We start from the raw sequence: 24388 nt of genomic DNA on the forward strand, positions 1-24388 counted from the left end.
GCCCTTTTTAAAAGAGGCGATTTAAATGGGAATTAGCAAACGAGGAACAAAGTGGCGTGCTTTTGTAAGCGTAAAAAAGGAAGGCGGAAAATACAGAAATAAGACCTTAGGTAGTTTTGATACCAAATTTGAAGCGGTAAAAGCAGTGGAACATGCGCAATCCGTCGCTTCAAAAGATCGACGTATGGCGTTTACGCTTCCTTTTTATGAGTATTTTGAATGGTTTTTTCAAAAATATAAAAAAGAAGCTTGTTCCAAAAAAACGCAAGGACACTATCAGCATACTAAAAGATATATTAAAAGGTATTTAGGTGATACACCATTATCTGACTTAACAAATGATAAGTACGTAGAATAATTAAATCGGTTTTCTAAAGACTATTCGCCAGCTACTTTAGAAAAGTTTCATACTCATATGCGTGCTTGTGTCAAACAGGCTTTTGCTTTGGGGCATATTCCTATTGAGTTTACTTCTGGTAGTTCTTTGAGAGGACTTGGAGATAAGTCTAAAGAAAAACCGATTTATCAAAAGTATATTGATGATACTCAGTATAAAAAAGTTTTACAGTATGTTGTTCAACATAGAGATAAAGAATCTTCTATTTATTATGTAATCATCTTTTCTCTACTTACAGGTTGCCGTTTTTCTGAAATAGTTGGGATTACAATTGATGATTTAAACTTTGAACAAGGGTTTGTAGATATAAACAAAACTTATGATCATATGAATCCGCCGTCTAATTCAAGCGATTGGCTTCCTTGTAAAAATAAAAATAGCTATCGTAAGGTAGAAATGCCACAGAACTTGGCAGAACTCTTGCAAGAGTTTTGGCAATATCAACAGAAAAAATGCCAGTTTCATCAAATTAAAAATCCACGTAAACAAATTTTCTTTGATTGGCAAGAAGGTGCCTGTGACAACCGAAAGGCCAATATTGAGATTAAAAAAATTCTTGTGACATGTGGCATAACTGATAAACCAAAATTTTCTATGCATTGTTGCAGACATACTTTTGTTTCTTTTTTAATCTATCAAGGCTATTCAGTAGAAGAAGTTGCTTTAATTGTTGGAGATAAACCAGAAGAAATAAGAAAAACATACTATCATGTCTTTCAGGAATATGAAGTTAGAACACGATCTAAAACGCGCAAATTGATGAATTCACTCTTTTAATTTGTTATTTAATACCAAATTAGCTGGTGCAAAGATGGTGCGAGAAAATGAAAAATAGTTAAAAGTATTTAAAGTGAAACGTTGAAATGACAGTGTTTATAAAGTATTTGACGGTATTTTAGGTAAACAATCTCTGGCCGCCGGTATACTAAAGACTGTTAAATCATTGATTTAACAGTCTTTTTCGTTATTATTTTCTAGAATACATAAAAAAAACCATCTCAAAAAAATGAGATGGAAAGTTAAGTGAGAGAGTGATAAGTATAGTGCGAATAAATACAAGGGTTACAGAAGAATGTGGGGGTTCTGCATCATCGTCATTAAATGTTCCTGCAGTAGGAATATGAATTTCTGTCATATTATATTCAATAACTTGAACTGTGATGATTGCAACAGTTCCAATGATTGCTAACATAGTAGTCATACTTTCACTCCTCTCTTAATTTTAAATAAAAGTACTTAACTGATTGACTAGAGACTAAAAAGATACATCAACATGAACGTTGAGCTTTAGCACTATACAACGTAAAGATCACTCTTAGCTATTTTGAGAAAAGCCTTCTCCTCGACCAGTCTTGTTCTACTCATTGGTGTCTCTCGACATTTCTGAGCAATAGCCTATGTTTGTATAGGAGCCTCACCTAACTTATTACAAAGAAATAATAGTCTTTTAAGTAACTCTTTGTCAAGACATAAGCAGAAGTCAAAACAGTTCTATTTACAAATGAATGCGACGAACCATTTCTTCTGTTATTTGTTCTACAATATCAATGGTTGTTTTTGGCGAACGTTGATTTCTGGGGATATCGATTGAGTAAATTTTGGCAATACGACCAGGATTTGCATCCATTAATACAACCCGATCAGAAAGTTGAACTGCTTGTTGAACATCATGCGTGATCATCACAATTGATTTAGTCGCAATTTGATTGTTTAGCCAAATTTCTAATAAATCGTTAGATAATTGGCTGGCTGTAATGATATCTAAAGCTGAAAAAGGTTCGTCTAAGAGCAATAAGCTAGGTTCGATGGCTAAAGCACGAGCAAAGCCTACACGCTGTTTCATTCCACCAGATAACTCTCTGGGATAAGCTTTTTCAAAACCAGTTAAACCAATCATTTCAATGAGATTACTGACTCTTTTATTTATTTGTTCACGGGAAATTTCTTTACGGTTTTCTAAGCCAAAGCTGATATTTTTTTCAACTGTCAACCAAGGAAAAAGGGCAAAATGTTGAAAAACCATGCCGATATTGGCATCAGGCTCATTAATGATTTTATCTTCAAAAGTAATTTCACCTCTAGTTGTACGAAGAAGTCCAGCGATACTTCTGAGCAACGTTGATTTTCCTGTTCCTGATTGTCCGATAATACTTAAAAATTCATTCGTTTTAACTGTTAAATCAATATTTTCAAGGACTTTTAAATGTTCTGAATGTCCTTCAATTTCAAATTCTTTATATACTGATTTTATGCTTAATAATTCTTTATTTTCCATCGTCTTATTAGATAGGTCAAGGTAAATCACCTATCGTTCTCCTCTCTAGTTTATCTTAAAAATTTAGTCGAGTTGAGTCGTCCAGCTATTAATAGTGAAATTTTTGTTTTGCTGCTCGATATAAAGGTTGCCAAACAAAGGCGATACATAAACCAACAACGAAACACATCGCTAAGGTTCCTAAGGCAGATTTATCTTTTACGCCATCGTTTGCCGCAATATATTGTCCTAGGCCAGTAACATCTATTGATTTTTTGCCCCATTGAATGCTTTCTGCTGCGATATCAGCGTTCCAAGCAGCACCAGCAGCGTTAATAATTGCTGTAATGAGGTAAGGTAAAATAGAAGGGATCAAAAATTTTGTCCACCATTGCCATTTAGATAATTTAAAAAGTTTGGTCACGTCACGAATATCATCAGGGATGGCTAAGTAGCCAGCAATTACATTAAAGAAAAAATACCATTGGCAACCAACCATGATGAGTGGTAAAATCCACCATTCTAATTTGTTGAAGCCCATACTAATAATCAACACAATGAATGGAGTATAAACATTTGACGGAATGGAGCCTAAAATTTGTCCAATCGGTTGAACGATACTTAAGCGCCGATTATCATTCGCAACCCAGATTGCTAAGGGAGTAAAGATAATGCCAGCAACGACCATGGCCAAGGTAACCCGTAGTGTAGTATAAAGGGTTAATCTAGGAATCATGCTGAAATCTTGATGGGGCAAGAAATGATAGAGCTTAATAGAACAATAAACCCCAATAATGGTTAAGCTGACATACCATAATGTTTTGAAGAAATGGCGTAATTTTGCTAGTAATCGATAGAGATAGTCTAGCTTGAAAAAGTACCAAACTTTTGGTAAATCGTAAATCCAAAAATGACTGAATTTCACAAAAGCTTTTGAAAAGTATTTCGTTAAAGTTGCTTTTTTTAATAAATGATAAATGATGGATTTAGGTGGCGTCGTACTTTCGACATCTGTTTCATATTTAAAATAATAAGTGGCTCGAACTAAAGGTTGAAAAACTAAAAAGTTTAAAATCACCACATTGATTAATAAGGCAAAAACAGCCCATAAACAGGATTTAAAGTCGGCTCGATTTAATGCTACTTGGATATAAGAACCAATTCCTGGTAAATAAAGGTTGGTTTCTTTAGGAAAGGCAACAGAAGCTTGCTCGCTGGCCACCAAGGCAAACCAAGCCGCAGTTTGAGAAATAATAACGTTCCAAAGTAAGCCAGGAATTGAGTAAACAAATTCAAGACGCCAAAATTTTTCCCAAGCATTGTACTTGAACTGATCGGTCACATTGACTAGATCTGAAGGAATAACTTCCATTATTTGATAAAGAGTCAACATGATGTTCCAAGCTTGACCTGTGAAGATGGCAAAAATAGCAACCGCTTCTGCGCCCATCACATTTCCTGGAAATAAACCAAGTAACCAAGCAGTTGTAAAGGTCAAAAAGCCTAGTAATGGAACGGATTCAAGGAAATTAACTAATGGTAAAATGACTCTTCGTGCCGTTTTATATTTTACGGCTAAAATACCAAAAATAAAGGAAAACAGGAAGGACCAAGCCATACCCACAATCATTCGAAACATGGTTCGAATTGAAAAGTAAAAAAGATTTGATGGAGATAAGAAATCATCTGTTTTACTTGGTGTTGCGAGGAATTCTTCTGAGGGAAGGGTGTGGAGAGGGCGATTCATTTTTAGCCAAGAGAAGACGATGATAAAAATGAAAATGCCTAAAATGATGAGCAAGGTAAGATTCCCGATACTTTTAGCAAGTAGGGTATTTTTCTTAGATGATGCAGTGACAGCTTTCAATTTAAAAACCTCCAATTAATCATATTAAAGAGGTCGCCGAATAAAAGAAGAAGATTATAGGGTAATCACAATAATTGAGCTTTGGCTTTCTGAGACGTAAGAAAAAAATTCTAGTTATCTTAGGAAAGCCTTAATTCGACAATCCCTGCTTTACTCGTTACTGTCTCTCGACATTTCCGAGCGATAACCTGTGTTCTTCAGAGTAACCTCACCTAATATGATTCTATTTGATTTACATGCTTATCATACTCGTGACTAAAAATAAAACAATTTCTAGCTGGTTATACCTGAATTACTGTTTGTTGTTATTCTATTCAATGATTCTTAAAAAGATTGCCCACATTCTGTTTTTTTAGGGAGAAATTATCAGATGAGTATGTTATGTAACCCGAGGTTAATAGCGTAGGATGTTGTATTTTTAGTTTGTCTCGTTTACTGTTAAAGATGTAAGTAGTAACTATAAGTGAATGGATAAAATTTTGGGAGGTAGTGTATTGAAAACAAAAGTGATAGTAATTAGCGGTGTGACAGCAAGTGGAAAAACGACACTCATTAATGCTTTATCTGATACTGTTGAAAATGCTTATATACTTTCATTCGATGATTATAGTATTGATGCTTTGCCATCGGCACCATCCCATGCTTTTTTATTAAAAAATTTCAACGTTGCAGTCAATTTATTCGATATTACCCAGTTAATGAAAGACTTTTTTTCTGTGAATGCTCAAGGCAAATTTAATTATATTTTTATAGACTTTCCATTTGGCTATTTACACGATGATTTGAAGCCTTTTATTGATATTGTGATCTACCTGAAAACGCCATTAGATGTTTGTTTTGCTCGCCAAGTGATTAGAGATTATTCTTATTCTCAAGGAGAAAGTATTATTAAGTGGGCCCATAACTATTTAAATAATGTTAGACCGCTATTTATAGAACATGAAAAAAATGTATCAGCAAGTTCAGACTATCTTTTAGATGGCACACATAGCGTAGATGAACAAATACAAAAGCTAAAAAAATTAAAAGTAATCTAGCACCTAAATTAAACAACAAAGAAATTTGTTCAGAAGAAAGGAAATTATGATGATTATTTGGTTAAACGGTGCGTTTGGAGCCGGAAAAACGACCATTGCACATGAGTTACAACAAAAACTTCCCAATGCAATCATTTATGATCCAGAAATTATTGGTAGTGCATTGATGGAGTTAATTCCCGAAGAAATGAAAGAAAATGATTTTCAAGAGTATCAGGAATGGCGTTGCTGGAATGCTCATTTATTAAAACGAATGTCCAAAGAGTCTGGACGGCCGATTATTGTTCCAATGACCCTTTATAAAAAAGAATATGAAGAAGAGCTGATTGGATATCTGAGACGAGCAGGCATTGACGTTTATCATTTTTTGTTAGCGGTCGAGAAAGAAGAAATTTTACAAAGATTATTGAAAAGAAATGATGGAACTTTTGAATGGGGGAAAAATAAGTTGCCCGAAGTACTTGAAGGTTTTCGTCAGATTAAGTTTACCGAGATTTTTAGAAATCATTCAGCTGACACGACAGAAATTGTAGCAACCATTCTTAATAGAATAACCGAATAAAAATAAAATAAGGGACCTAAGCCGAAATGACTTAGGTCTCTTATTTTCTACTTCTTAAGATAATCAACTACCAGCTACCCTGATTTCTTCAAACTTTAAGATCGCACATTTACGACAATCTATTTTTACACTGTCAAAATTTTCTTTCAAGTCTTGCATTTTGTTATTTTTAGCAGTATATTTTAGGTGTACCTAAAATATATTAGAGGTTAACCTTCTGATAGAGGGGCCTTTTAAAATTATTGCAAAACGAAAGAAGGAATTGAATTGAAAAATTCAGAAGAACATGAACCAAAGCAAAGACATCATTTGATTGAATATGCAAATGGTCCTTCGCTTGAAGAAATTAATGGCACCATTGACGTGCCTAAAAATATGAGTTTTTGGAAAACGTTATTTGCTTACTCAGGTCCAGGAGCATTGGTAGCAGTGGGGTATATGGATCCAGGAAACTGGTCTACTTCAATTACTGGGGGACAAAATTTTCAATATTTATTGATGTCGATTATTTTAATTTCCAGTTTGATTGCAATGTTGCTCCAATATATGGCGGCTAAATTAGGCATTGTTTCACAGATGGATTTAGCACAAGCGATTCGTGCTAGAACTAGTAAGACGTTAGGTATTGTATTATGGATTTTAACAGAGTTAGCAATTATGGCTACAGATATCGCTGAAGTTATCGGGGGCGCAATTGCCTTATATTTATTATTTCATATTCCTTTAGGTCTGGCTGTCTTCATTACGGTATTTGATGTTTTACTTTTATTGTTATTGACAAAAATTGGTTTTAGAAAAATTGAAGCTATTGTTGTTGCTTTAATTGTTGTTATTTTTGTGATTTTTGCTTATCAAGTGGCATTGTCAAATCCAGTATGGGGAGATGTAATTAAAGGGCTGGTTCCTAGCGCAGAAGCTTTTTCTACATCACATGCGGTGAATGGGCAAACGCCACTGACAGGTGCATTGGGGATTATTGGTGCAACAGTGATGCCTCATAATTTGTATTTACATTCTTCTGTTGTGCAAAGTCGTAAAATTGATCGTAAAGATAAAACCGATATTCAACGCGCTTTACGCTTTTCAACTTGGGATTCTAATATTCAATTAACGATGGCATTTTTTGTTAACTCTTTATTATTGATTATGGGTGTGGCCGTTTTTAAATCCGGCAGTGTCAAAGATCCTTCATTCTTTGGTTTGTTTGATGCTTTATCAAATCCAGCGGTTATGAGTAATTCTATTTTAGCGCATATTGCAGGTTCTGGAATTTTATCAATTTTATTTGCGGTAGCCTTATTGGCATCAGGACAAAATTCAACAATTACAGGAACCTTAACTGGTCAAATTATTATGGAAGGGTTTATTCATATGCGCGTACCAATTTGGTTACGTCGGATGGTCACACGTTTGTTATCTGTTATTCCTGTCTTAATCTGTGTTTTAATGACCAGCGGGAAAAGTACAGTGGAAGAGCATATCGCGATTAATAATTTAATGAACAATTCACAAGTTTTTCTAGCATTTGCTTTGCCATTTTCGATGTTGCCTTTACTGATGTTTACAGATAGCCGTGTTGAAATGGGTGAACATTTTAAAAACTCGTGGTTAATTAAATTATTAGGCTGGGTTTCTGTCATTGGCTTAATTTACCTCAATATGAAAGGCTTACCTGATCAAATTGAAGGATTCTTCGGTGATAATCCGACAGCGAGTCAAATTACGTTAGCCGATAATATTGCTTATGTCATCATAGCACTCGTCATCCTCTTGTTAGTTTGGACGGTTGTAGAATTATATAAAGGTGATAAACGATACGCACAGCAGCTTGCAGCTATGGAGCAACAAGTAGAGGAGGTTAAATAATGAAATTTTCAAAAATTATGGTTGGTGTTGAAGAGTCGCCAGATGCGTTAAAAGCATTTCATTATGCTATCCAAAAAGCAAAAGAAGAACAAGCTGAATTGGTTATTGTTTCGATTTTAGAAGAGAAAGAGATTAATGTTTACCAATCGTTAGATAAAAATTATTGGCAAGAACAGTTGGCGAAATTAGAGAAACAAACGGAAAAATATCAACAAGAAGCGTTAGCGAATGGCATCGATAAAGTAAGTGTAATTGTCAATGAAGGGAACCCAGGAGAATTAATTATTAATAAGCTTATTCCTTTGAATAAACCAGATTTGTTAATTATTGGCTCCAAGTCAACTAGCAAATTAAAAAGCTTTTTTGGTAGCCAAGCAGCTTATATGGCTCGATATGCCCCAATTTCTGTAATGATTATTCGCTAACAAAATTGAAACAGTTAAAAAAGCCGCCACGATTTACTATTCGTGGTGGCCTTTTTATAGTAATTTTTGTTTATATAAATAAACAGCCAAACTTAGTTGTAGCGAACTATCAGGAAATTCTAAAGTTAAGTGAAGAATCTCTTCTATTTTTTTTAAGCGGTAAATAATTGTATTACGATGTACATACATATTTGTGGCAGTCAACGAAATATTTTTATTCGATTGAAAGTAGGTATTGATGGTTTCTAGTAGGGAACTTTCATGTTTTTGATCTTCTTTTTCTAATGGTTCAATCAATCGTTGATATATTTTTTGTTTGGCTTGTTTGGTCAGGGTTTCGATCATTAAACGATAAAAAAAGAGGTCGTCATAATTCAAAATAGTTCGTTGTTGTAATTCTTGACTTGCTTGTGCTAAGTGGAATGTTTCTTGTGCTAATTTATAAGAATCACACAGATTGGTGATTTTCTTGACAGTTGGACCAATCGCTAATTTAAATGATAATTTTGGATTCAGTTTCATTAGTTGCTCTAGTAAATTCTTGGCAAGATGAGTGGTTTGTGCAAGGTAGGTGGCTTCCTCTTGTGCTGGATTTTCTAGTAATAAAATAAAGCCAGTTTGTGTAGGAAAGGCAGTAATTTTTTGTCGATATCCTTCTAAAATATGATTCAATTGATGGCCAATGCTATTCATTTGAATAGTCGGATTAAACAGTTGTTCCAATTGTTCAATGGCTACAAGCAAGAGACTAAATGTATCTTTTTCATTTAATTGCAGATAATTACTAAATTCTTGCCAAGCTTGAGGATTGGTATTTTTTTCTTGGATAAGGTCTTGAAACAGCGCCCCAATCTTTTGCCTCGTTGTTAAATTTTCCGAAGATTCTAATTGAAGTTGTGGTAAAAGGTAGTGAGCACAGACCTCCACAGATAATAAATCAATCGTCTGTAATTTTTTGGTAGTTTGCCAAATCACTAAGTAAGATAAGCTGAGATTTTTCTTTTTGATGGGTAAAATTCGCAAAGATAACTGATGGTTCGCTAAGGAAAATTCAACAGTCAATGGTTCTTTATAAAATAATAGTAGCTCATTGTTCTGGGCTTTTAAAGCTGTCTCAAACTGTTTTTTGAGAGTCGCGTTGTTTAAAATACTGGTGATTCTTGTTGGTGCATCAGGTAAATCAAAATGATTCATAATCTGAAAACGCTCGTCTAAAAGCATTACAGGCGCTTGAATCGCGGCACTTAATACTTCCAGTAATTGGGTACTTTTTCCGCCAGCTTTGATAATTGTATAAAATTTATTATGCATATGAACAGAATGTTGGCTAATCGTTTCGTCAGGTTGATTGACTCGGCGATTGACCAATGAAATAATTTGAGAAAAGTTGTAATTATAAGGGATTGAGAGAATTGGTAATCCGACGTCATTCGCTAATTGGATCATCTCTTGTGGAACTTCATTGAAATAACGTTGGACTTTAAAGCCTAGAGCAGCGCAGTTCATATTTGCTAGTTCTTGAATAAGACGTTTTTGCAAGCAAGGCTGATCTTTGAAAATATAGCCGGTAGTTAATAAAATTTCTCCTGGCGTTAACCAGTCAAAAGCATCAGGATTTTCTAAAATATTTGCTTGTAGAATTGGCGCATCTAAATTGGTCTCGTGCGTCAATAAGGTTAAACCAGGTAGTTCTTCTGCATGGAGTAGATCATTGACCGTCATCATTAGCAAGGCCTCCTTTTGTATGAATTATCTAAAAATTAAGTGTATTTATTGTAAGATGTTACAAAACTATTTTAGGGAAAATAAGGTATCCTTATACTAATAGAAAAAAGTTCCAAGTCATCACGTGATTGGTAGTCACAAGTGACCAAATAAGAACAATCAGCGCTTACAACCTATAGAAACGCATCGTTTAAAGATATAGCAATAGTATACTTAATTTTTAATGCTTTTACTATTGTTTCAGCTACTTTAAATTTCTCAAGTATTTCTATAATCTGTAAGTTTTTTGAGACTCTTATCAGATATGCTTCTTTTTCTATATTTTATCAGAAAATTCTGGTAAATTTGAAGGTTATAGTTTGTAAAATGGAGGGATCGGTATGAAGAAATTAAAAATGTTAGGATGCGTCGGTTTGCTTTTAGCTTTAACGGCTTGTCAGGCGGGAACGGGAAACTCGGCTGATAGTAACAAAGCAGCGGAACAAAAAATTGCAATTAGTTCTGAAGCGGCTATTTCGACAATGGAACCACACACAGCGGGGGATACGACCTCGACTTTAGTCATGAATCAAGTTTATGAAGGACTCTATGTTTTAGGTAAAGAAGATGAATTAGAGTTGGGGGTCGCTGCCGAAGAACCAGCGATTTCTGAAGATGAAACCGTTTATACATTTAAGATTAGAGAAGATGCCAAATGGTCGAATGATGATCCAGTAACAGCAAACGACTTTGTTTATGCATGGCAACAAGTTGCTTCCCCTAAATCAGGATCGATTCATCAAGCGTTATTTTTTGATGTCATTAAAAATGCTAAGGAAATTGCTTTAGAAGGCGCAGATGTGAATACTCTTGGGGTTAAGGCGCTAGATGATAAAACGTTAGAAATAACTTTAGAACGGCCCACCCCTTATTTGAAATCTTTGCTTTCGTTTCCTGTTTTGTTTCCGCAAAATGAAAAATATATCAAAGAACAAGGGGATAAATATGCCACTGATGCAGAACATTTGATTTATAATGGTCCTTTTAAATTGAAAGAATGGGATAATGCCTCTTCTGATGACTGGACCTACGAAAAAAATGATACGTATTGGGATGCTGAAAAAGTTAAATTATCAGAAGCGAAAGTTTCAGTAATTAAGAGCCCAACGACAGCGGTGAATTTGTTTGACTCGAATGAATTGGATGTAGTGAATAAGCTAAGTGGTGAATTTATTCCTGGTTATGTTGATAATCCAGCCTTTCTTTCAATTCCTCAATTCGTCACATACTTTTTAAAAATGAACAGTGTTCGTGATGGAAAAGAAAATCCGGCTTTAGCGAACAACAATATTCGTAAAGCGTTGGCACAAGCTTTTGATAAAGAAAGTTTTGTAAAAGAAGTCTTGCAAGATCAATCCACGGCTACAGATCAAGTAATTCCGCCGGGACAAACGATTGCGCCAGATGGAACAGATTTCACAAAACTAGCTGCTAAGAAAAATAACTACTTAACCTACGATACAGCGAAAGCAAAAGAATTCTGGGAAAAAGGGAAAAAAGAAATTGGGCTGGATAAAATCAAATTAGAATTTTTAACAGATGATACAGACAGCGCCAAAAAAGCTGCTGAGTTTTTCCAATTTCAATTGGAAGAAAATCTAGACGGATTAGAAGTGAATGTTACTCAAGTTCCTTTTACTATTCGTGTTGATCGTGATCAAACGAGAGACTATGATTTAGAATTATCTGGTTGGGGAACCGATTATCGTGATCCATTAACAGTTATGCGCATCTTTACTTCGGATAGTACCTTGGGCGGCGTAACGTTCAAGAGTGATACGTATGATCAATTAATCCAAGAGACTAGAACAACACATGCGGCTGATCAAGAGGCTCGTTTAAATGACTTTGCTCAAGCACAAGATATTTTGGTGAATCAGGAAACGGTTTTAGCACCAATCTACAATCGAAGCATTTCTGTATTAGCTAATCAAAAAATCAAGGATCTGTATTGGCATTCATTTGGACCTACGTACAGTTTAAAATGGGCTTATGTTAACTAATTGAATGAAGGTAGGAAGGGGTTTGTCATGCTTTTAAAAAACTGTAAATTAGAAACAGGATTTTCTACTGTGAATCAGCGAATTGTTGCGACAGAAACAGCTAGCTATGATATTCGAATTGAAAACGAGGTCTGTACTGCGGTCGCACCGCAGTTAAGGCCTTTAGAGAACGAAACAGTTATCGATGTGAATCAGCAACTCGTTTTACCTGCTCTAAGAGAAATGCATATTCATATTGATAAAACGTATTTTGGGGGACCTTGGAAGGCCTGTCGTCCACTAATGAAAGGAATTTTAACACGTATTGAAGAAGAAACTTGGCTGTTACCTGAACAATTACCAACTAGTTTAGAACGTGCTTGCCAAGTTATTGAGCAGTATATTCAACAAGGCCATTATCATATTCGCAGTCATTGTAATGTAGATCCATCTATTGGAACGAAACATATTGAAATCACTAAAGAAGCATTTAGTCGATATGAACAATACATTACTCATGAAATTGTGGCTTTTCCTCAACACGGATTACTCCGCTCACAAGTCGAACCTTTGATGCGCGAAGCCTTACGCATGGGGGCAACTCATGTCGGCGGCGTTGATCCAGCCCTTGTGGATCGTCATGTGGATCATTCAATCGCAAAAATATTTGAATTAGCTACCACATTTAATAAAAAAATTGATGTTCATTTACACGCCCGTGATACTTTGGGACTTTATGAATTTAATAAATTTGTTGATTATACAGAACAAGCAAAGATGTTTGGCAAAGTCACTTTAAGTCATGCTTTAGCCTTAGGGAGCTTAGAAGAAGCAGCAATTAGAGACATTGCGCAAAAATTCATCGAAACAGGTATTGATTTGACTTCGACTGTACCAATTGGAATGCCCACCATGCCGATTCCAACCTTGGTTGAACAAGGTGTTAAGATTTCCGTTGCTCATGACAGTTTGACGGATCATTGGTCGCCTTTTGGCAGTGGCAATACAATAGAAAAATTAAATACAGCCGCTCAAAGATTTAAAATTAGCGATGAGTATCGCTTGAATCGTTTATGGGGCTTAGCGAGTAATTTTGTAACGCCTCTTGATCCTAACGGGCAGCAAGTTTGGCCTAACGTCGGCGATTCTGCAGATTTCCTACTATTTAATGCTGAGAGCACTGCTCACGTGATTGCACGCCAACAGCCAATCCAACAACTGATACTAAAAGGACAACTGGTTGAAGCCGTTCAAAAGGGGGAAAAAGAATGACAGCATCCATTGTTTATTTGAATAATGTTCGTTTAGAAACTGGTTTTGCTAAAGACCACCACGAATTAACGTATACTAAAACCGCACGCTATACTTTAGCGATTCAAGAAGGCAAAATCCAAGCGATTATTCCGCAAAATCAAGTCACTGAAAAGCAACAAGGCACTGATTTAAACGGACAACTGGCTATTCCCGCTTTTCAAGAGAGCCATAATCACTTAGATAAAACCTACCTTTCATTAGGCTGGCGTGCTAGCCAACCTGTTAAAAATTTAAAAGAGCGTTTAGCAGACGAAGCCAGTGAACTTAAATTGTTAGCTCCGTCAACAGAACAACGAGCGACGGCCATGATTGAAAAATTGATTGGTTATGGAGCCTCTTATATTCGGACACATGTCAACATTGATCCTTATGTAGAACTAGAAAACTTCTGGGGCGTCAAAAGAGCCTTAGAAAAATATGCGCATGTGATTGATTATGATATTGTTGTCTTTCCACAGCATGGATTATTAAAAAATCCCCACACGGTTTTACTCATGAGAGAAGCCCTAAAAAATGGTGGAACAATGGTTGGCGGTTTAGATCCTGCAGGCATTGATTATGCAATTGAAGAATCTTTAGAAACTATTTTCGATCTGGCAGAAGAATTTCAAGTAGGAATCGATATCCACTTGCATGATACGGGGGAAGTTGGCGTTTATACAATTGATAAATTTTTAGACATTTTAGAAGAACGAAAATTTACTCAGCGAACCGCTATCAGTCACGCCTTTGCGCTGCTAGATGTACGACCAGCAGAAAAAGAAAAACTATACCAACGCTTGGCAACGCATCAAACGGCGATTATGTCTACAATTCCCTATGATCCTCGTTATTTATTGCCACCAATTGATGTGTTACGCCAAGCTGGTGTATCGGTTCATTTAGGTAGTGATGGCTTTTTTGACTCTTGGAGTTCTAATGTTTCAGGTGATTTATTTGAAAAATTACGTAATTTTTGTGAAATGACAGGAAAGATTACAGAAGAGCAACTTACTCAAGCTTACGTCCATGGCTGTGGCAAAGAAGCACCTTTTTCATTTGAAGAAGAACGTCTTTGGTTTACAGAAGGCGACGAAGCAAACTTTATCTTTACAGAAGCAGCTTCTACAGCAGAAGTGATTGCTAGAAAACCACAGAAACGCCAGATTATGTTGAAAGGACAATGGGTTTAACTTGCTTTAAAATTAGGTAGAAATAGAATGCTAAAAAGCCAAACAGAGGAAACGGGGTTCAGCTCTGAGCAACGCACAGTGTTTAGTCCTGCGGTTACTCGTCACAGTTTAATGCGTATAAAGTGCTTCTGCTCACAACGTGGATCAGCTTTTCAAGTTTGTTTGACTCACTTTAACATAGCACTTTTGCGTATCTTCCTTTATAATAAGACAAAATGAAGGAGATGAACCAAGCATGACTGAACAAACGAGAGAAAACAAAAAAGCAGCCTACGAATTGTGCTTACAACAATTGAGCGGTTTGTTAGAAATAGAAACGGATGCTATTGCAAATTTAGCAAACTCGTCTGCGTTACTTGCGCAAACGTTACCAGACACTGTTTTTGCTGGGTATTATTTATATAAAAATGAAGAATTAGTTTTGGGTCCTTTTCAAGGGAAAGTCTCTTGTACCAGAATTAAAATGGGCAAAGGTGTCTGTGGTGAGTCCGCGGAAAAACAAGCTACATTGATTGTTGATAACGTGAAGACACACGCCAATTATATTTCTTGTGACTCAGCTGCGATGTCTGAAATCGTTGTACCGATGGTAAAAAATCATCAATTGGTCGGTGTTTTAGATATTGATAGTGGTGTAACAAATAGCTATGATGCGGTTGACCAACTGTATTTGGAAAAATTTGTTACCTTGTTACTAGAAAAATCAGATTTTTAAGCAGACTATTTTTGCTTTCTGACAAATCATGAGAAAATAAAGTATAAAATTTGATCATGAAAGAAGGTGAGTCATTTGTTAGAGCTGTATATAAATTTTAAAGGTGAAGCAAAAGAAGCAATTGCGTTCTATGAAGATGTTTTTGATACAAAATGTCAAAATTTAATGACTTTTGGCGAAGCACCTGAAGATCCTGAGCATCCTATAAACGACGAGATGAAGGATTTAGTGATGAACGCAAGTATCATTATTGAAGGAACCTATGTAATGATTTCAGATGTTCCTGATATGTTTGGTTTTGAAGTTACGGAAGGAAATAACCTTTCGCTCGTGGTTAGCACAGATGATGATGAAAAAATTGATCGCTTATTTAAACGATTATCTGAAGGTGGCACTGTTACAATGCCATTATCTGAAACTTTTTGGTCCAAAAAGTATGGTTCCCTAAAAGATCAGTTTGGCATCCATTGGATGTTTAATTATTATGAAGAAGATTAAAAAAATCCCCAATCCGTTATTTTCATTGGATTGGGGATTTTTTATTCATGAAAGAATTGCTTCTTAGCGATTTGATACTGCCGTTGCTTTTCTGTCCAAAATTGCTGATCTTTTTCATCAATTTTGCGAATGACTTTTGCTGGATTACCCCCAACAATCGTGTTGGCAGGAACGTCTTTTGTAACCACAGCACCAGCAGCAACAATAGCATTTTTTCCAATTGTAACGCCAGGTAAAATGGTGGCACTTCCGCCAATCCACACGTTATCTTCAACAGTAATTGGCGTACCGAATTCTAATTCTGCAGTTCGAATCGTTGGATCAATTGGATGGCCGGCAGTATAAAAACTAGCACGAGGGCCAACCATGACATTATCACCGAAGATGATTTTGTTTACATCTAAAAAAATGCAATCCATATTTGCATAAAAATTTTCTCCTACCTCAATATGGCGACCGTAATCTACATGGAGGGGTGGGGTGATATATAACTCATTGCCAGTTTTTCCTAATAATTCTTTTTCTAGGGCCACAATTTCTTTCACATTATCGATAGGAAGTTGATTGATTTTTTGAGCTAACACCTTGCCTTTTGTTGATTTGTTTTCGGGTAAAATGGTGGGGGCGTAATATAATTCACCTTTTAACATTTGCATATAATCAAAGTCATTTTGTTTCATGTAAGCGCTCCTTTAGGCTTTTTCTCTATTGTATCAAATCAATACAATAAGTCGAGGAATATGTAAAATAAAAAAGGATAGATAGCAGAATAGCCTTGCTTATCTATCCTTTACCTAAGGTTATCCAATTTTTTTAACTCTCCCGCCAATTTTATCTGCTAATTTTTGTGCTTCTTTTTCAGAGTGGTAAACTAAACAACCTGATTTATCTCGCGTACGTTTACCATCTGCAGTTAAATAGCCATGAAAAAATTTGATTGCATACATAGACATCACCGCCTTTCTAATTGAAAATAGTGTAATTGGAGCGATTAAAAATGTCAAATAATAGAAGTGCTCTTAACCATTCTTATCTTTTTTAGTTCGAAGATAAGCTTGGTTAAGAGCATCTTTTCACTTAATAAATTAGTTTGAAACGGGTCGTTGAGTGAAATTCCTGTTCAGGTGAGAGGGTGATAGAACCGAACAACGGAAATCTTTCAGCACCAGGACAGACTTGGGTTTCAAATGTGAGCGCTCCGTGATTGACTAATTTTTGCCCTTGAATATCGGGACCGCTATCAGCAAAATTTGCTGAAAAAATAACAACTGAAGGTTGATCAGTGAACATTTCTAAGGTGATATCTTTAGTAGGACTTTTTAAGATAACATCTGGGTTAATTAAATCATGATTGGTTAAGATGAAAGGGTGATCGAAGCCGTTCATCTTTTGGATTTGTTCATCGTTACTTGAAAAAACCTCAGCTAATTTTTTAGGTTTTTGTAAATCAAAAGCTGTCTGGTCGACGGAAGCTAATTCTCCAAGCGGTAAAACTCTTTCATCAAGCGGGACAAACTTTTGGGCATTTATTTGTAACTCATGCGCATCAATGGGGATTGCAGGATTTCCAGTTAAATTAAAGTAGACATGATTGGTTGGATTAAAAAGTGTTTGTTCATCTGTAGTTGCCTGATACTCAATTTGCCATTCATTTTCTTCAGTCAATGTATACGTGACTGAAACAGTGAGATTTCCAGGAAAACCATTTTCACCAGCAGGACTCTCTAGCCAAAATTTCACAGAAGGATTCACTTGTGCCTCTTGGATTTCGCTGTGCCATTTTTTACTTTCAAACCCAGGTGTGCCGCCGTGAAGTGTTGTTTGAGTAGGAGTATTAATCATCGTTTGATACGTTTTACCCGCTAGTTCAAAGGATCCATCGGCAATTCGGCCAGCTGTTCGACCAATTGTTGCACCAAAATATACGTCTTTAGACAAATATTCATCTGCTGAGGGAAAGCCTAGCACGAGTGATCGGGATTCATTTTTTGTAAGAGGAACGTCGAGCGCAACAATTCGCGCACCAAAATCTGTTGCTTTTAAAGTCACACCATTTTTATTTGTCAGTGTGTAAAGAAGCATTCCTTGTCCAAATGATTCAGTTGAAATAGTCAAAATAATCAATCCTTCCTTCAAGTAAATATTTAGTAAATTTAACTTTGTTGTTTAGATTATTTAAATAGTCAAAAAGAAATGCTAAGAAAATAAATCTGTATTTAATTGTATTGTACACGTTTTCAATTGAAATGACAATTAAGAAAATATTAAGTAAACATTTGCAAAAGTTTAGTAAATATTATACAATTTGTTTACTAGTGAAAGGAGCGATTAGTGATGGAAGAACTGTTAATGAATCGATTTGTAGAAATATTTGGTGAGAAAGGGACAGCCTGTTATTTTGCCCCTGGAAGAATTAATTTGATTGGTGAACATACAGATTACAATGGCGGTCATGTTTTCCCAGCGGCTATTACTTTAGGGACATTTGGTGTGGCAAGAAAAAGAGACGACCAAAAAATTCGGATGTTTTCTGATAATTTTAAAGAGGTTGGTCTCATCGAATTTTCATTAGAAGATTTAACCTATTCAGATTCAGATGATTGGGCAAATTATCCTAAAGGCGTTTTAAATTACTTGATTGAAAGCGGACACAATATTGATTCTGGCTTAGATGTGCTCTTCTACGGTACGATTCCTAATGGTGCTGGCTTGTCTTCTTCTGCTTCTATTGAACTTTTAATGGGAACGATCTGTAATGATTTATATGCCTTACACTGTCCAATGCTTGAATTGGTGCAAATCGGTAAAAAAGTGGAGAATGAATTTATTGGCGTTAATTCAGGAATTATGGACCAATTTGCCGTAGGGATGGGAGAAAAAGATCAAGCTATTCTACTAGATACCAATAATATGCACTATGAAATGGTTCCCGCCAAATTAGGTGAGTATACGATTGTCATTATGAATACTAACAAACGCCGTGAATTAGCAGATTCAAAATATAATGAACGTCGTGCAGAATGCGAAGAAGCCGTTCGTTTGCTTCAAAAAGAGTTATCTATTGAATTTTTAGGTGAATTAGACAGCGAGACATTTGAACAATATCAAGCATTGATTGGAGATCCAGCGTTGATTAAACGAGCGCGTCATGCCGTCACAGAAAATGAACGAACTTTATTGGCAAAACAAGCGCTAACTGAAGGGGATTTGGAAGAATTTGGCTTATTATTAAATGCCTCACATCGTTCGCTAAAAGAAGATTACGAAGTAACTGGCATTGAGTTAGATACCTTAGTGGCTTGTGCGCAAGAACAACCAGGCGTTTTGGGCGCACGGATGACTGGTGCAGGGTTTGGCGGTTGTAGTATTGCTTTGGTACCAAAGCAAAATATAGATGCATTTATTGAAGCTGTTGGCCAGAGTTATCAAGATAAAATTGGCTATGCTGCTGATTTTTATCCTGCATCAATTGATGATGGTGCCAGAAAGTTATTTTAGAAAGGAAGGCTTTAAATGTCTATTTTAGTATTAGGTGGCGCAGGCTACATTGGCTCACATGCCGTCGATCAATTAATTTCAAAAGGATATGCCGTTGTTGTTGTTGATAATTTATTAACGGGGCATCGTTCAGCAGTTCATGAACAAGCGGCTTTCTATGAAGGCGATATTCGTGATAAAGCTTTTTTACGTAGTGTCTTTGAAAAAGAATCAATTGAAGGGGTGTTGCACTTTGCGGCCAATTCTTTAGTAGGAGAATCCGTGGAGAAACCGTTAATGTATTTCAATAACAATGTTCACGGCACTCAAATTGCCTTGGAAGTCATGCAAGAATTTGGAGTGAAACATATTGTTTTTTCTTCCACAGCGGCCACTTATGGCGAACCAAAAGCAATGCCTATTACAGAAGAAACCCCAACGAATCCTAAAAATCCGTATGGGGAAAGTAAATTAATGATGGAAAAAATCATGAAATGGTGCGACAACGCTTATGGAATGAAATATGTTGCTTTGCGTTATTTTAATGTTGCGGGAGCAAAAAAAGATGCCTCAATTGGTGAGGATCACACGCCAGAAACGCATATTGTGCCAATTATTTTACAAGTGGCATTAGGCCAACGAGCAGAGCTAAGTATTTTTGGGGATGATTATGATACACCAGATGGTACGTGCATTCGAGATTATGTTTACATTGAAGACTTGATTGCAGCACATATTTTGGCTTTAGAATACTTGAAAAATGGCGGCGAAAGTGACGTCTTTAACCTGGGTAGCAACAACGGCTATTCTGTTAAAGAAATGTTAGATGCTGCTCGCGAAGTGACAGGCCAAGAAATTCCTGCGACAATCGCGCCACGCCGAGCAGGGGATCCTAGTACGTTAATTGCTTCTAGTGAAAAAGCCAAACGAGTTTTAGGCTGGCAACCAGAAGTAACTGAGGTCAAGGACATTATCGCCACCGCTTGGCAATGGCATGTGAAACATCCTCAAGGCTATAATGAATAGGAGAACATCAGATGATGAAAGAAAGTAGTAAATGGATTGCTGCATTTGTAGAGATAATCATAGAAAATGGCGATTGGACGGAAACAGACCGTTATTATTTGACGAATCGGATTGCCAAACTAGTTGGCTGTGATTTTTTTGAACAACCAGAAGCAGTTGCTTGTGAACAAGAGCCGTTGCATGTGGTGGAACAGCTTTTAAACATTGCACAAGCCAATCACCAAATCGATGACTCAATTACGGAAGCAGAACAACTAGAAGCGGAGTTAATGGATTTTATTACGCCGACCCCAACCATCATTAATCGGAAGTTTATGGATTATTATCAAGAGTCTCCACGAAAAGCAACGGATTATTTTTATCAGTTATGTAAAACGAATAACTACATTAAAACGAAAGCAATCGCCAAAAATATTATTTTCCCAATGGACTCACCCTATGGTAAACTAGAAATTACCATTAACTTATCGAAGCCAGAAAAGGATGCTCGAAAAATTTTGGCTGAAAAGAAAATGAGTCAAAAAAAATATCCAGCGTGTATGTTATGTATGGAGAATGAAGGCTATTATGGTCGTGTGAATTATCCAGCACGGACAAACCATCGGATTATCCGACTAAATTTAGAGGACGAAGCTTGGGGCTTTCAATATTCGCCATATGCTTACTATAATGAGCATGCGATTTTCTTGGACCAACAACATCGAGAAATGAAAATCGAGAAAAAAACGTTCCAGCGGCTCCTTAAAATTACGGAGTTATTCCCTGAATATTTTGTGGGCTCTAATGCAGATTTGCCAATTGTTGGTGGTTCTATTTTATCTCATGATCATTACCAAGCAGGACGTCATACATTTCCAATGGATTTAGCACCAATGGAAAAAAGATTTTCTTTGAAAAAATATCCTGAGATAACTGCGGGTATTTTAAAATGGCCGATGTCTGTGATTCGTCTTCAAAGTGATCATCAAGAGGAACTCGTTGAGGCGGCCGAATTAATTTTGACCAAATGGCGCAATTATTCTGATGAACGTGTCTCAGTTCGGGCCTATTCAGAAGATGGCACACCGCATCATACGATTACGCCAATTGCCCGACGCAAAGGGTCATTATTTGAATTGGATTTAGTTTTACGAGATAATAATGTTTCGGAGGAATTTCCAGATGGCATTTTTCATCCACATCCAGAAGTACAACATATTAAGCAAGAAAATATTGGCTTAATTGAAGTAATGGGACTAGCTATTTTGCCACCAAGGCTGGCACAAGAATTAAGAGAAGTCGAAAAGTATTTATTAAAGCAACCCAATCAAATTGCTGAAAGTCATCGAGCTTGGGCGGATGAACTCAGTCAGCAAACCATCACTGAAGCCAATGTCAAAGAAGTGATCCAACAAGGAATTGGGACAATTTTTGTTCAAATTTTAACAGATGCCGGCGTCTTTAAACGTGATGAAGAAGGCCGTCGTGCTTTTGAACGATTTATTCAATGTATTGAAAATGATTAATTTGAGGTGAGGAACATCGTAACCATTAAAGATATAGCAGAGCAAGTCGGTGTTTCTTCAGCGACAGTTTCGAGAGTTTTGAACTATGATGAAACATTATCAGTTAGTGATGAAACGAAGAAGAAAATATTTGAAACAGCAGAAACGTTAAATTATAAAAAGCGAGCCAGAAAAAAACAAGCAGGCAAAAAGAAAATTCGGTTTGTCCAATGGTTCAGCGATCCAGAAGAACTGGATGATATTTACTATTTATCGATTCGTTTAGGTGTTGAAAAGCGGGCAGAGGAATTGGGTTTTCTTTTAGTCAAAGAATCTCTGACAAACCTGTCTCAAAAAAGATTTGATGGGACAATTGCCCTAGGAAAATTTGATGAAAAGCAAGTGGCGGCCTTAGCCGCCTTAGGCGCACCTCTTCTATTTGTAGACTTTGATGCAATGGCTTTTGGCCAAAACTCCATTGTTGTTGATTTTGCTGGAAGTGTTAAAACAATTGTGCAAGAATTTTTGGCGCAAGGGCATCAGAAAATTGGTATACTTTCTGGGCAAGAATATACGAAAGAGTCCCACGTGGCATTGGTTGATCCACGTTTTGTCGCTTTTAAAGAAACCTTAAAAGATCTGGACCTTTATCATCAAGAATGGGTTGTCGAAGCAGCTTTTTCTGTTGAAGAAGGCTATCAAGCGATGAAAGACTTTATTGAAAAAGCGGACACTCGTCCAACCGCTTTTTTCGCTGCAAGTGATACATTGGCGATTGGTGCAATGCGGGCGTTACAAGAAGCAGCCATTCGTGTGCCAGAAGATATTTCTATCATTGGTTTTAATGATATTAGTGTCGCAAAATATGTTTCACCCACATTAACAACAGTCAAAGTTCATACTGAATGGATGGGTGAGCTAGCCGTTGAGACAATGAAAGAGTTATGCTTGAATACCCCACCAGTTCCTAGAAAAATTATTGTCGGAACGGAATTCATTCAGCGAGATTCAACGAAACATTCATCAAAATAACAGCAAAACTTGGAGAGTTTTTTCCAAGTTTTTTGCTCTTTTCTGCTTGTTTTCAACAATCAAGAAAATGGAGGGAAACAGATGCAACCGAAATTAATTATTTTACGTGGTAATTCTGGTAGTGGTAAAACAACGATAGCTAAAGCGCTTCATCAGTGTCTTAAAGAACAATCGTTATTGATTTCTCAAGATGTGGTGCGCAGAGAAATGCTTCGTGTTAAAGATGAAACAGGTAATCTAAGTATTGCTTTGTTAAAACAGTTGGTAGCTTTTGGTTATCAAGAATGCCAGTATGTGATTGTTGAAGGGATTTTTCAAAAAGCCATTTATCATTCCTTTTTTCAGGAAATAATTCATCTCTTTGAAGGAAACGTTCAGGTTTATTATTTTGATATTTCTTTTGAAGAAACGCTGAAAAGACATAGCCAGAGAAACAAGAATCAAGAATTTGGTGTCGTGGAAATGAAACGTTGGTGGCTACCAGAAGATTATTTAGGGTTTCCGGGAGAACAGCGGTTATCTGAACAACTGTCTGAAAAGCAGATTATCAGGCAAATTTTAGCAGATATTCAGTAGTAAGTGCTGCGCTTTTTAGAGAAATGGATGTTGTGGTATGATAAAAAAGAAGGAGTGGTTTCAATGGATTACCAAGAACGATTAAAAAATTTACCACCTGAAGTCATGACAGCTTTTTCAGAATCATTTATTTTTTTAATCAGTAACGATAAAGTTCAACATTTCCCTGCTCGAGACTTAACGCAAGCTGAAATGATTCAACGAGTGAAAGAGAAATTAGGTGAAGCGGTGACGTGGTCCTTATGGCAAGGGTTCGTTATTGCTGTTAATTCAGAAGAAACATGTGTTGCTGTTTTGCCCAAATATCATCAACTCGATGGTTTTTGAAAATGAATAAGGAGCGAAGAATTATTCGCTTCGTTGTATAAAATGAAAACGTTTTTTGGGAGGGAAGGCTGATGTCTGAGCTAGTGGTTATTAGAGAAATGCAAGAGAAAGATATCTTAGCGCTGGATACTCAATTTGTCCAACAAGGTTGGCCAAGTCGCCAAGAGATTTTAATGAACTATTTAGAAGAACAATTAGTCAAGCAACGAACGGTTTTTGTAGCGGAGAAAAAGGCAACGCTGTTAGGTTATGTGACGTTACTGCCATTAGCTAAGGAAGGACCTTTTAAAAATTTATATCCTGAAATAGCTGATTTCAATGTATTCTTACCATTTCAAAAACAAGGAGTGGGGCGGTTATTATTAAATCGTGCAGAAAATGTTGCCAAAAGTTATGCAGATACTGTTTCTTTGGGAGTAGGCCTGCATCTTGGTTATGGTGCAGCGCAAAGATTATATATCAAACAAGGATATGTGCCAGATGGTTCAGGAGTCTGGTTTCAAAATAAGCAGCTGAAACCAAACGATCGGTGTGTTAATGATGATGAGTTAGTTCTTTATTTATCGAAAAAACTATAGAGTAGCCAAAGTAATACTCTATAAATATCATTTAG

Annotated in this window: 25 protein-coding genes and 2 riboswitches; of the genes, 18 read left to right on the forward strand and 7 right to left on the reverse strand. The window is 36.3% G+C overall.

Annotated elements, in window-relative coordinates; genetic code table 11:
• Nucleotides 1-25: 25 nt before the first annotated feature.
• Nucleotides 26-358 (forward strand): phage integrase SAM-like domain-containing protein, encoded by a 333-nt coding sequence (locus tag IGK54_RS04455; protein WP_010825122.1) that lies wholly within the window; start codon nt 26-28, stop codon nt 356-358.
• A 57-nt stretch (nt 359-415) separates the two neighbouring features.
• A complete protein-coding gene (locus IGK54_RS04460; protein ID WP_010825123.1) occupies nt 416-1174 on the forward strand; it encodes a site-specific integrase in 759 nt (252 codons plus the stop codon).
• A gap of 190 nt (nt 1175-1364) precedes the next feature.
• On the opposite strand, the gene IGK54_RS04465 is transcribed toward IGK54_RS04460, so the two are convergent.
• The 3 genes from IGK54_RS04465 to IGK54_RS04475 all read right to left on the reverse strand — a co-directional run bounded on the left by IGK54_RS04465 (nt 1365) and on the right by IGK54_RS04475 (nt 4533).
• Nucleotides 1365-1598 carry a hypothetical protein gene (locus IGK54_RS04465; RefSeq protein ID WP_010777507.1) on the reverse strand — a complete coding sequence of 78 codons (234 nt, stop codon included), beginning with the start codon at nt 1596-1598 and terminating at the stop codon, nt 1365-1367.
• A 64-nt stretch (nt 1599-1662) separates the two neighbouring features.
• A riboswitch (M-box (ykoK) riboswitch) is annotated at nt 1663-1830 on the reverse strand.
• Between the two features lie 62 nt (nt 1831-1892).
• Complete coding sequence (locus IGK54_RS04470; protein ID WP_002360638.1) at nt 1893-2672, reverse strand: ABC transporter ATP-binding protein; 780 nt, start codon at nt 2670-2672, stop codon at nt 1893-1895.
• Nucleotides 2673-2760: 88 nt separating this feature from the next.
• Nucleotides 2761-4533, reverse strand: coding sequence for an ABC transporter permease subunit (locus IGK54_RS04475; protein ID WP_025190697.1), 1773 nt, complete (start codon nt 4531-4533; stop codon nt 2761-2763).
• A 44-nt stretch (nt 4534-4577) separates the two neighbouring features.
• Nucleotides 4578-4745, reverse strand: a riboswitch (M-box (ykoK) riboswitch).
• A gap of 240 nt (nt 4746-4985) precedes the next feature.
• On the opposite strand from IGK54_RS04475, the gene IGK54_RS04480 reads away from it, so the two are divergent.
• From IGK54_RS04480 to IGK54_RS04495, 4 genes are all read left to right on the forward strand, one after another.
• Nucleotides 4986-5555 (forward strand): Flp pilus assembly complex ATPase component TadA, encoded by a 570-nt coding sequence (locus tag IGK54_RS04480; protein WP_025192790.1) that lies wholly within the window; start codon nt 4986-4988, stop codon nt 5553-5555.
• A 46-nt stretch (nt 5556-5601) separates the two neighbouring features.
• Nucleotides 5602-6117 (forward strand): AAA family ATPase, encoded by a 516-nt coding sequence (locus IGK54_RS04485; RefSeq protein ID WP_025192791.1) that lies wholly within the window; start codon nt 5602-5604, stop codon nt 6115-6117.
• Between the two features lie 267 nt (nt 6118-6384).
• Nucleotides 6385-7983 carry an Nramp family divalent metal transporter gene (locus IGK54_RS04490; protein ID WP_002382010.1) on the forward strand — a complete coding sequence of 533 codons (1599 nt, stop codon included), beginning with the start codon at nt 6385-6387 and terminating at the stop codon, nt 7981-7983.
• A complete protein-coding gene (locus IGK54_RS04495; protein ID WP_002358161.1) occupies nt 7983-8408 on the forward strand; it encodes a universal stress protein in 426 nt (141 codons plus the stop codon). Before IGK54_RS04490 ends, IGK54_RS04495 begins: the two co-directional genes overlap by 1 nt.
• Nucleotides 8409-8462: 54 nt before the next feature.
• Here the strand turns inward: IGK54_RS04495 and IGK54_RS04500 are convergent, their stop codons facing one another.
• Nucleotides 8463-10133, reverse strand: a complete 1671-nt coding sequence (locus tag IGK54_RS04500) for a PucR family transcriptional regulator (RefSeq protein ID WP_002358159.1) — start codon at nt 10131-10133, stop codon at nt 8463-8465.
• Between the two features lie 380 nt (nt 10134-10513).
• Between IGK54_RS04500 and IGK54_RS04505 the strand changes: the two genes are divergently transcribed.
• The 5 genes from IGK54_RS04505 to IGK54_RS04525 all read left to right on the forward strand — a co-directional run bounded on the left by IGK54_RS04505 (nt 10514) and on the right by IGK54_RS04525 (nt 15853).
• The gene (locus IGK54_RS04505) at nt 10514-12175 is read left to right on the forward strand and encodes a peptide ABC transporter substrate-binding protein (protein ID WP_010712269.1); all 1662 of its coding nucleotides are present in this window, start codon (nt 10514-10516) and stop codon (nt 12173-12175) included.
• Entirely contained in the window at nt 12176-13426 is a 1251-nt protein-coding gene (locus tag IGK54_RS04510) for an amidohydrolase family protein (protein WP_430603257.1), read from the forward strand.
• A complete protein-coding gene (locus IGK54_RS04515) occupies nt 13423-14640 on the forward strand; it encodes an amidohydrolase (RefSeq protein WP_002371358.1) in 1218 nt (405 codons plus the stop codon). Before IGK54_RS04510 ends, IGK54_RS04515 begins: the two co-directional genes overlap by 4 nt.
• 235 nt (nt 14641-14875) lie before the next feature.
• The gene (locus tag IGK54_RS04520) at nt 14876-15355 is read left to right on the forward strand and encodes a GAF domain-containing protein (protein ID WP_002365470.1); all 480 of its coding nucleotides are present in this window, start codon (nt 14876-14878) and stop codon (nt 15353-15355) included.
• A 66-nt stretch (nt 15356-15421) separates the two neighbouring features.
• Entirely contained in the window at nt 15422-15853 is a 432-nt protein-coding gene (locus IGK54_RS04525; RefSeq protein WP_002390068.1) for a VOC family protein, read from the forward strand.
• A 41-nt stretch (nt 15854-15894) separates the two neighbouring features.
• Here the strand turns inward: IGK54_RS04525 and IGK54_RS04530 are convergent, their stop codons facing one another.
• From IGK54_RS04530 to galM, 3 genes are all read right to left on the reverse strand, one after another.
• Nucleotides 15895-16533, reverse strand: a complete 639-nt coding sequence (locus IGK54_RS04530) for a sugar O-acetyltransferase (protein WP_033595468.1) — start codon at nt 16531-16533, stop codon at nt 15895-15897.
• Between the two features lie 120 nt (nt 16534-16653).
• On the reverse strand, nt 16654-16800 hold the full coding sequence (locus IGK54_RS04535; protein WP_002384758.1) for a hypothetical protein: 147 nt from the start codon (nt 16798-16800) through the stop codon (nt 16654-16656).
• Nucleotides 16801-16930: 130 nt separating this feature from the next.
• Nucleotides 16931-17989 carry a galactose-1-epimerase gene (galM, locus tag IGK54_RS04540; RefSeq protein WP_311388818.1) on the reverse strand — a complete coding sequence of 353 codons (1059 nt, stop codon included), beginning with the start codon at nt 17987-17989 and terminating at the stop codon, nt 16931-16933.
• Between the two features lie 198 nt (nt 17990-18187).
• Between galM and IGK54_RS04545 the strand changes: the two genes are divergently transcribed.
• The 7 genes from IGK54_RS04545 to IGK54_RS04575 all read left to right on the forward strand — a co-directional run bounded on the left by IGK54_RS04545 (nt 18188) and on the right by IGK54_RS04575 (nt 24353).
• Nucleotides 18188-19351: a galactokinase gene (locus IGK54_RS04545; protein WP_002386588.1), complete on the forward strand. Its 1164-nt coding sequence runs from the start codon at nt 18188-18190 to the stop codon at nt 19349-19351.
• 15 nt (nt 19352-19366) lie between these two features.
• Nucleotides 19367-20356, forward strand: a complete 990-nt coding sequence (gene galE / locus IGK54_RS04550; protein ID WP_010830500.1) for a UDP-glucose 4-epimerase GalE — start codon at nt 19367-19369, stop codon at nt 20354-20356.
• 14 nt (nt 20357-20370) lie between these two features.
• Entirely contained in the window at nt 20371-21861 is a 1491-nt protein-coding gene (gene galT, locus IGK54_RS04555; RefSeq protein ID WP_181036288.1) for a UDP-glucose--hexose-1-phosphate uridylyltransferase, read from the forward strand.
• Nucleotides 21862-21867: 6 nt separating this feature from the next.
• Complete coding sequence (locus IGK54_RS04560; RefSeq protein ID WP_002369677.1) at nt 21868-22872, forward strand: LacI family DNA-binding transcriptional regulator; 1005 nt, start codon at nt 21868-21870, stop codon at nt 22870-22872.
• 9 nt (nt 22873-22881) lie between these two features.
• The gene (locus tag IGK54_RS04565; RefSeq protein ID WP_016614952.1) at nt 22882-23448 is read left to right on the forward strand and encodes a kinase; all 567 of its coding nucleotides are present in this window, start codon (nt 22882-22884) and stop codon (nt 23446-23448) included.
• Between the two features lie 27 nt (nt 23449-23475).
• Nucleotides 23476-23775: a hypothetical protein gene (locus IGK54_RS04570; RefSeq protein WP_002390034.1), complete on the forward strand. Its 300-nt coding sequence runs from the start codon at nt 23476-23478 to the stop codon at nt 23773-23775.
• Nucleotides 23776-23846: 71 nt separating this feature from the next.
• On the forward strand, nt 23847-24353 hold the full coding sequence (locus IGK54_RS04575; RefSeq protein WP_142957567.1) for a GNAT family N-acetyltransferase: 507 nt from the start codon (nt 23847-23849) through the stop codon (nt 24351-24353).
• Nucleotides 24354-24388: the final 35 nt, after the last annotated feature.

It is taken from the genome of Enterococcus sp. DIV2384 (genome assembly GCF_050534975.1).
GTDB classification, from domain to species: Bacteria; Bacillota; Bacilli; order Lactobacillales; family Enterococcaceae; genus Enterococcus; species Enterococcus faecalis.

What these genes read in the sequence shown, in the direction of transcription:
- IGK54_RS04455 (WP_010825122.1), top strand. Translation starts at nt 26, where the DNA reads ATGGGAATTAGCAAACGAGGAACAAAGTGGCGTGCTTTTGTAAGCGTA.
- IGK54_RS04460 (WP_010825123.1), top strand. Translation starts at nt 416, where the DNA reads ATGCGTGCTTGTGTCAAACAGGCTTTTGCTTTGGGGCATATTCCTATT.
- IGK54_RS04465 (WP_010777507.1), bottom strand. Translation starts at nt 1,598, where the DNA reads ATGACTACTATGTTAGCAATCATTGGAACTGTTGCAATCATCACAGTT.
- IGK54_RS04470 (WP_002360638.1), bottom strand. Translation starts at nt 2,672, where the DNA reads ATGGAAAATAAAGAATTATTAAGCATAAAATCAGTATATAAAGAATTT.
- IGK54_RS04480 (WP_025192790.1), top strand. Translation starts at nt 4,986, where the DNA reads ATGGATAAAATTTTGGGAGGTAGTGTATTGAAAACAAAAGTGATAGTA.
- IGK54_RS04485 (WP_025192791.1), top strand. Translation starts at nt 5,602, where the DNA reads ATGATGATTATTTGGTTAAACGGTGCGTTTGGAGCCGGAAAAACGACC.
- IGK54_RS04495 (WP_002358161.1), top strand. Translation starts at nt 7,983, where the DNA reads ATGAAATTTTCAAAAATTATGGTTGGTGTTGAAGAGTCGCCAGATGCG.
- IGK54_RS04500 (WP_002358159.1), bottom strand. Translation starts at nt 10,133, where the DNA reads ATGATGACGGTCAATGATCTACTCCATGCAGAAGAACTACCTGGTTTA.
- IGK54_RS04505 (WP_010712269.1), top strand. Translation starts at nt 10,514, where the DNA reads ATGAAGAAATTAAAAATGTTAGGATGCGTCGGTTTGCTTTTAGCTTTA.
- IGK54_RS04515 (WP_002371358.1), top strand. Translation starts at nt 13,423, where the DNA reads ATGACAGCATCCATTGTTTATTTGAATAATGTTCGTTTAGAAACTGGT.
- IGK54_RS04520 (WP_002365470.1), top strand. Translation starts at nt 14,876, where the DNA reads ATGACTGAACAAACGAGAGAAAACAAAAAAGCAGCCTACGAATTGTGC.
- IGK54_RS04530 (WP_033595468.1), bottom strand. Translation starts at nt 16,533, where the DNA reads ATGAAACAAAATGACTTTGATTATATGCAAATGTTAAAAGGTGAATTA.
- IGK54_RS04535 (WP_002384758.1), bottom strand. Translation starts at nt 16,800, where the DNA reads ATGTATGCAATCAAATTTTTTCATGGCTATTTAACTGCAGATGGTAAA.
- IGK54_RS04545 (WP_002386588.1), top strand. Translation starts at nt 18,188, where the DNA reads ATGGAAGAACTGTTAATGAATCGATTTGTAGAAATATTTGGTGAGAAA.
- galE (WP_010830500.1), top strand. Translation starts at nt 19,367, where the DNA reads ATGTCTATTTTAGTATTAGGTGGCGCAGGCTACATTGGCTCACATGCC.
- galT (WP_181036288.1), top strand. Translation starts at nt 20,371, where the DNA reads ATGAAAGAAAGTAGTAAATGGATTGCTGCATTTGTAGAGATAATCATA.
- IGK54_RS04570 (WP_002390034.1), top strand. Translation starts at nt 23,476, where the DNA reads ATGTTGTGGTATGATAAAAAAGAAGGAGTGGTTTCAATGGATTACCAA.
- IGK54_RS04575 (WP_142957567.1), top strand. Translation starts at nt 23,847, where the DNA reads ATGTCTGAGCTAGTGGTTATTAGAGAAATGCAAGAGAAAGATATCTTA.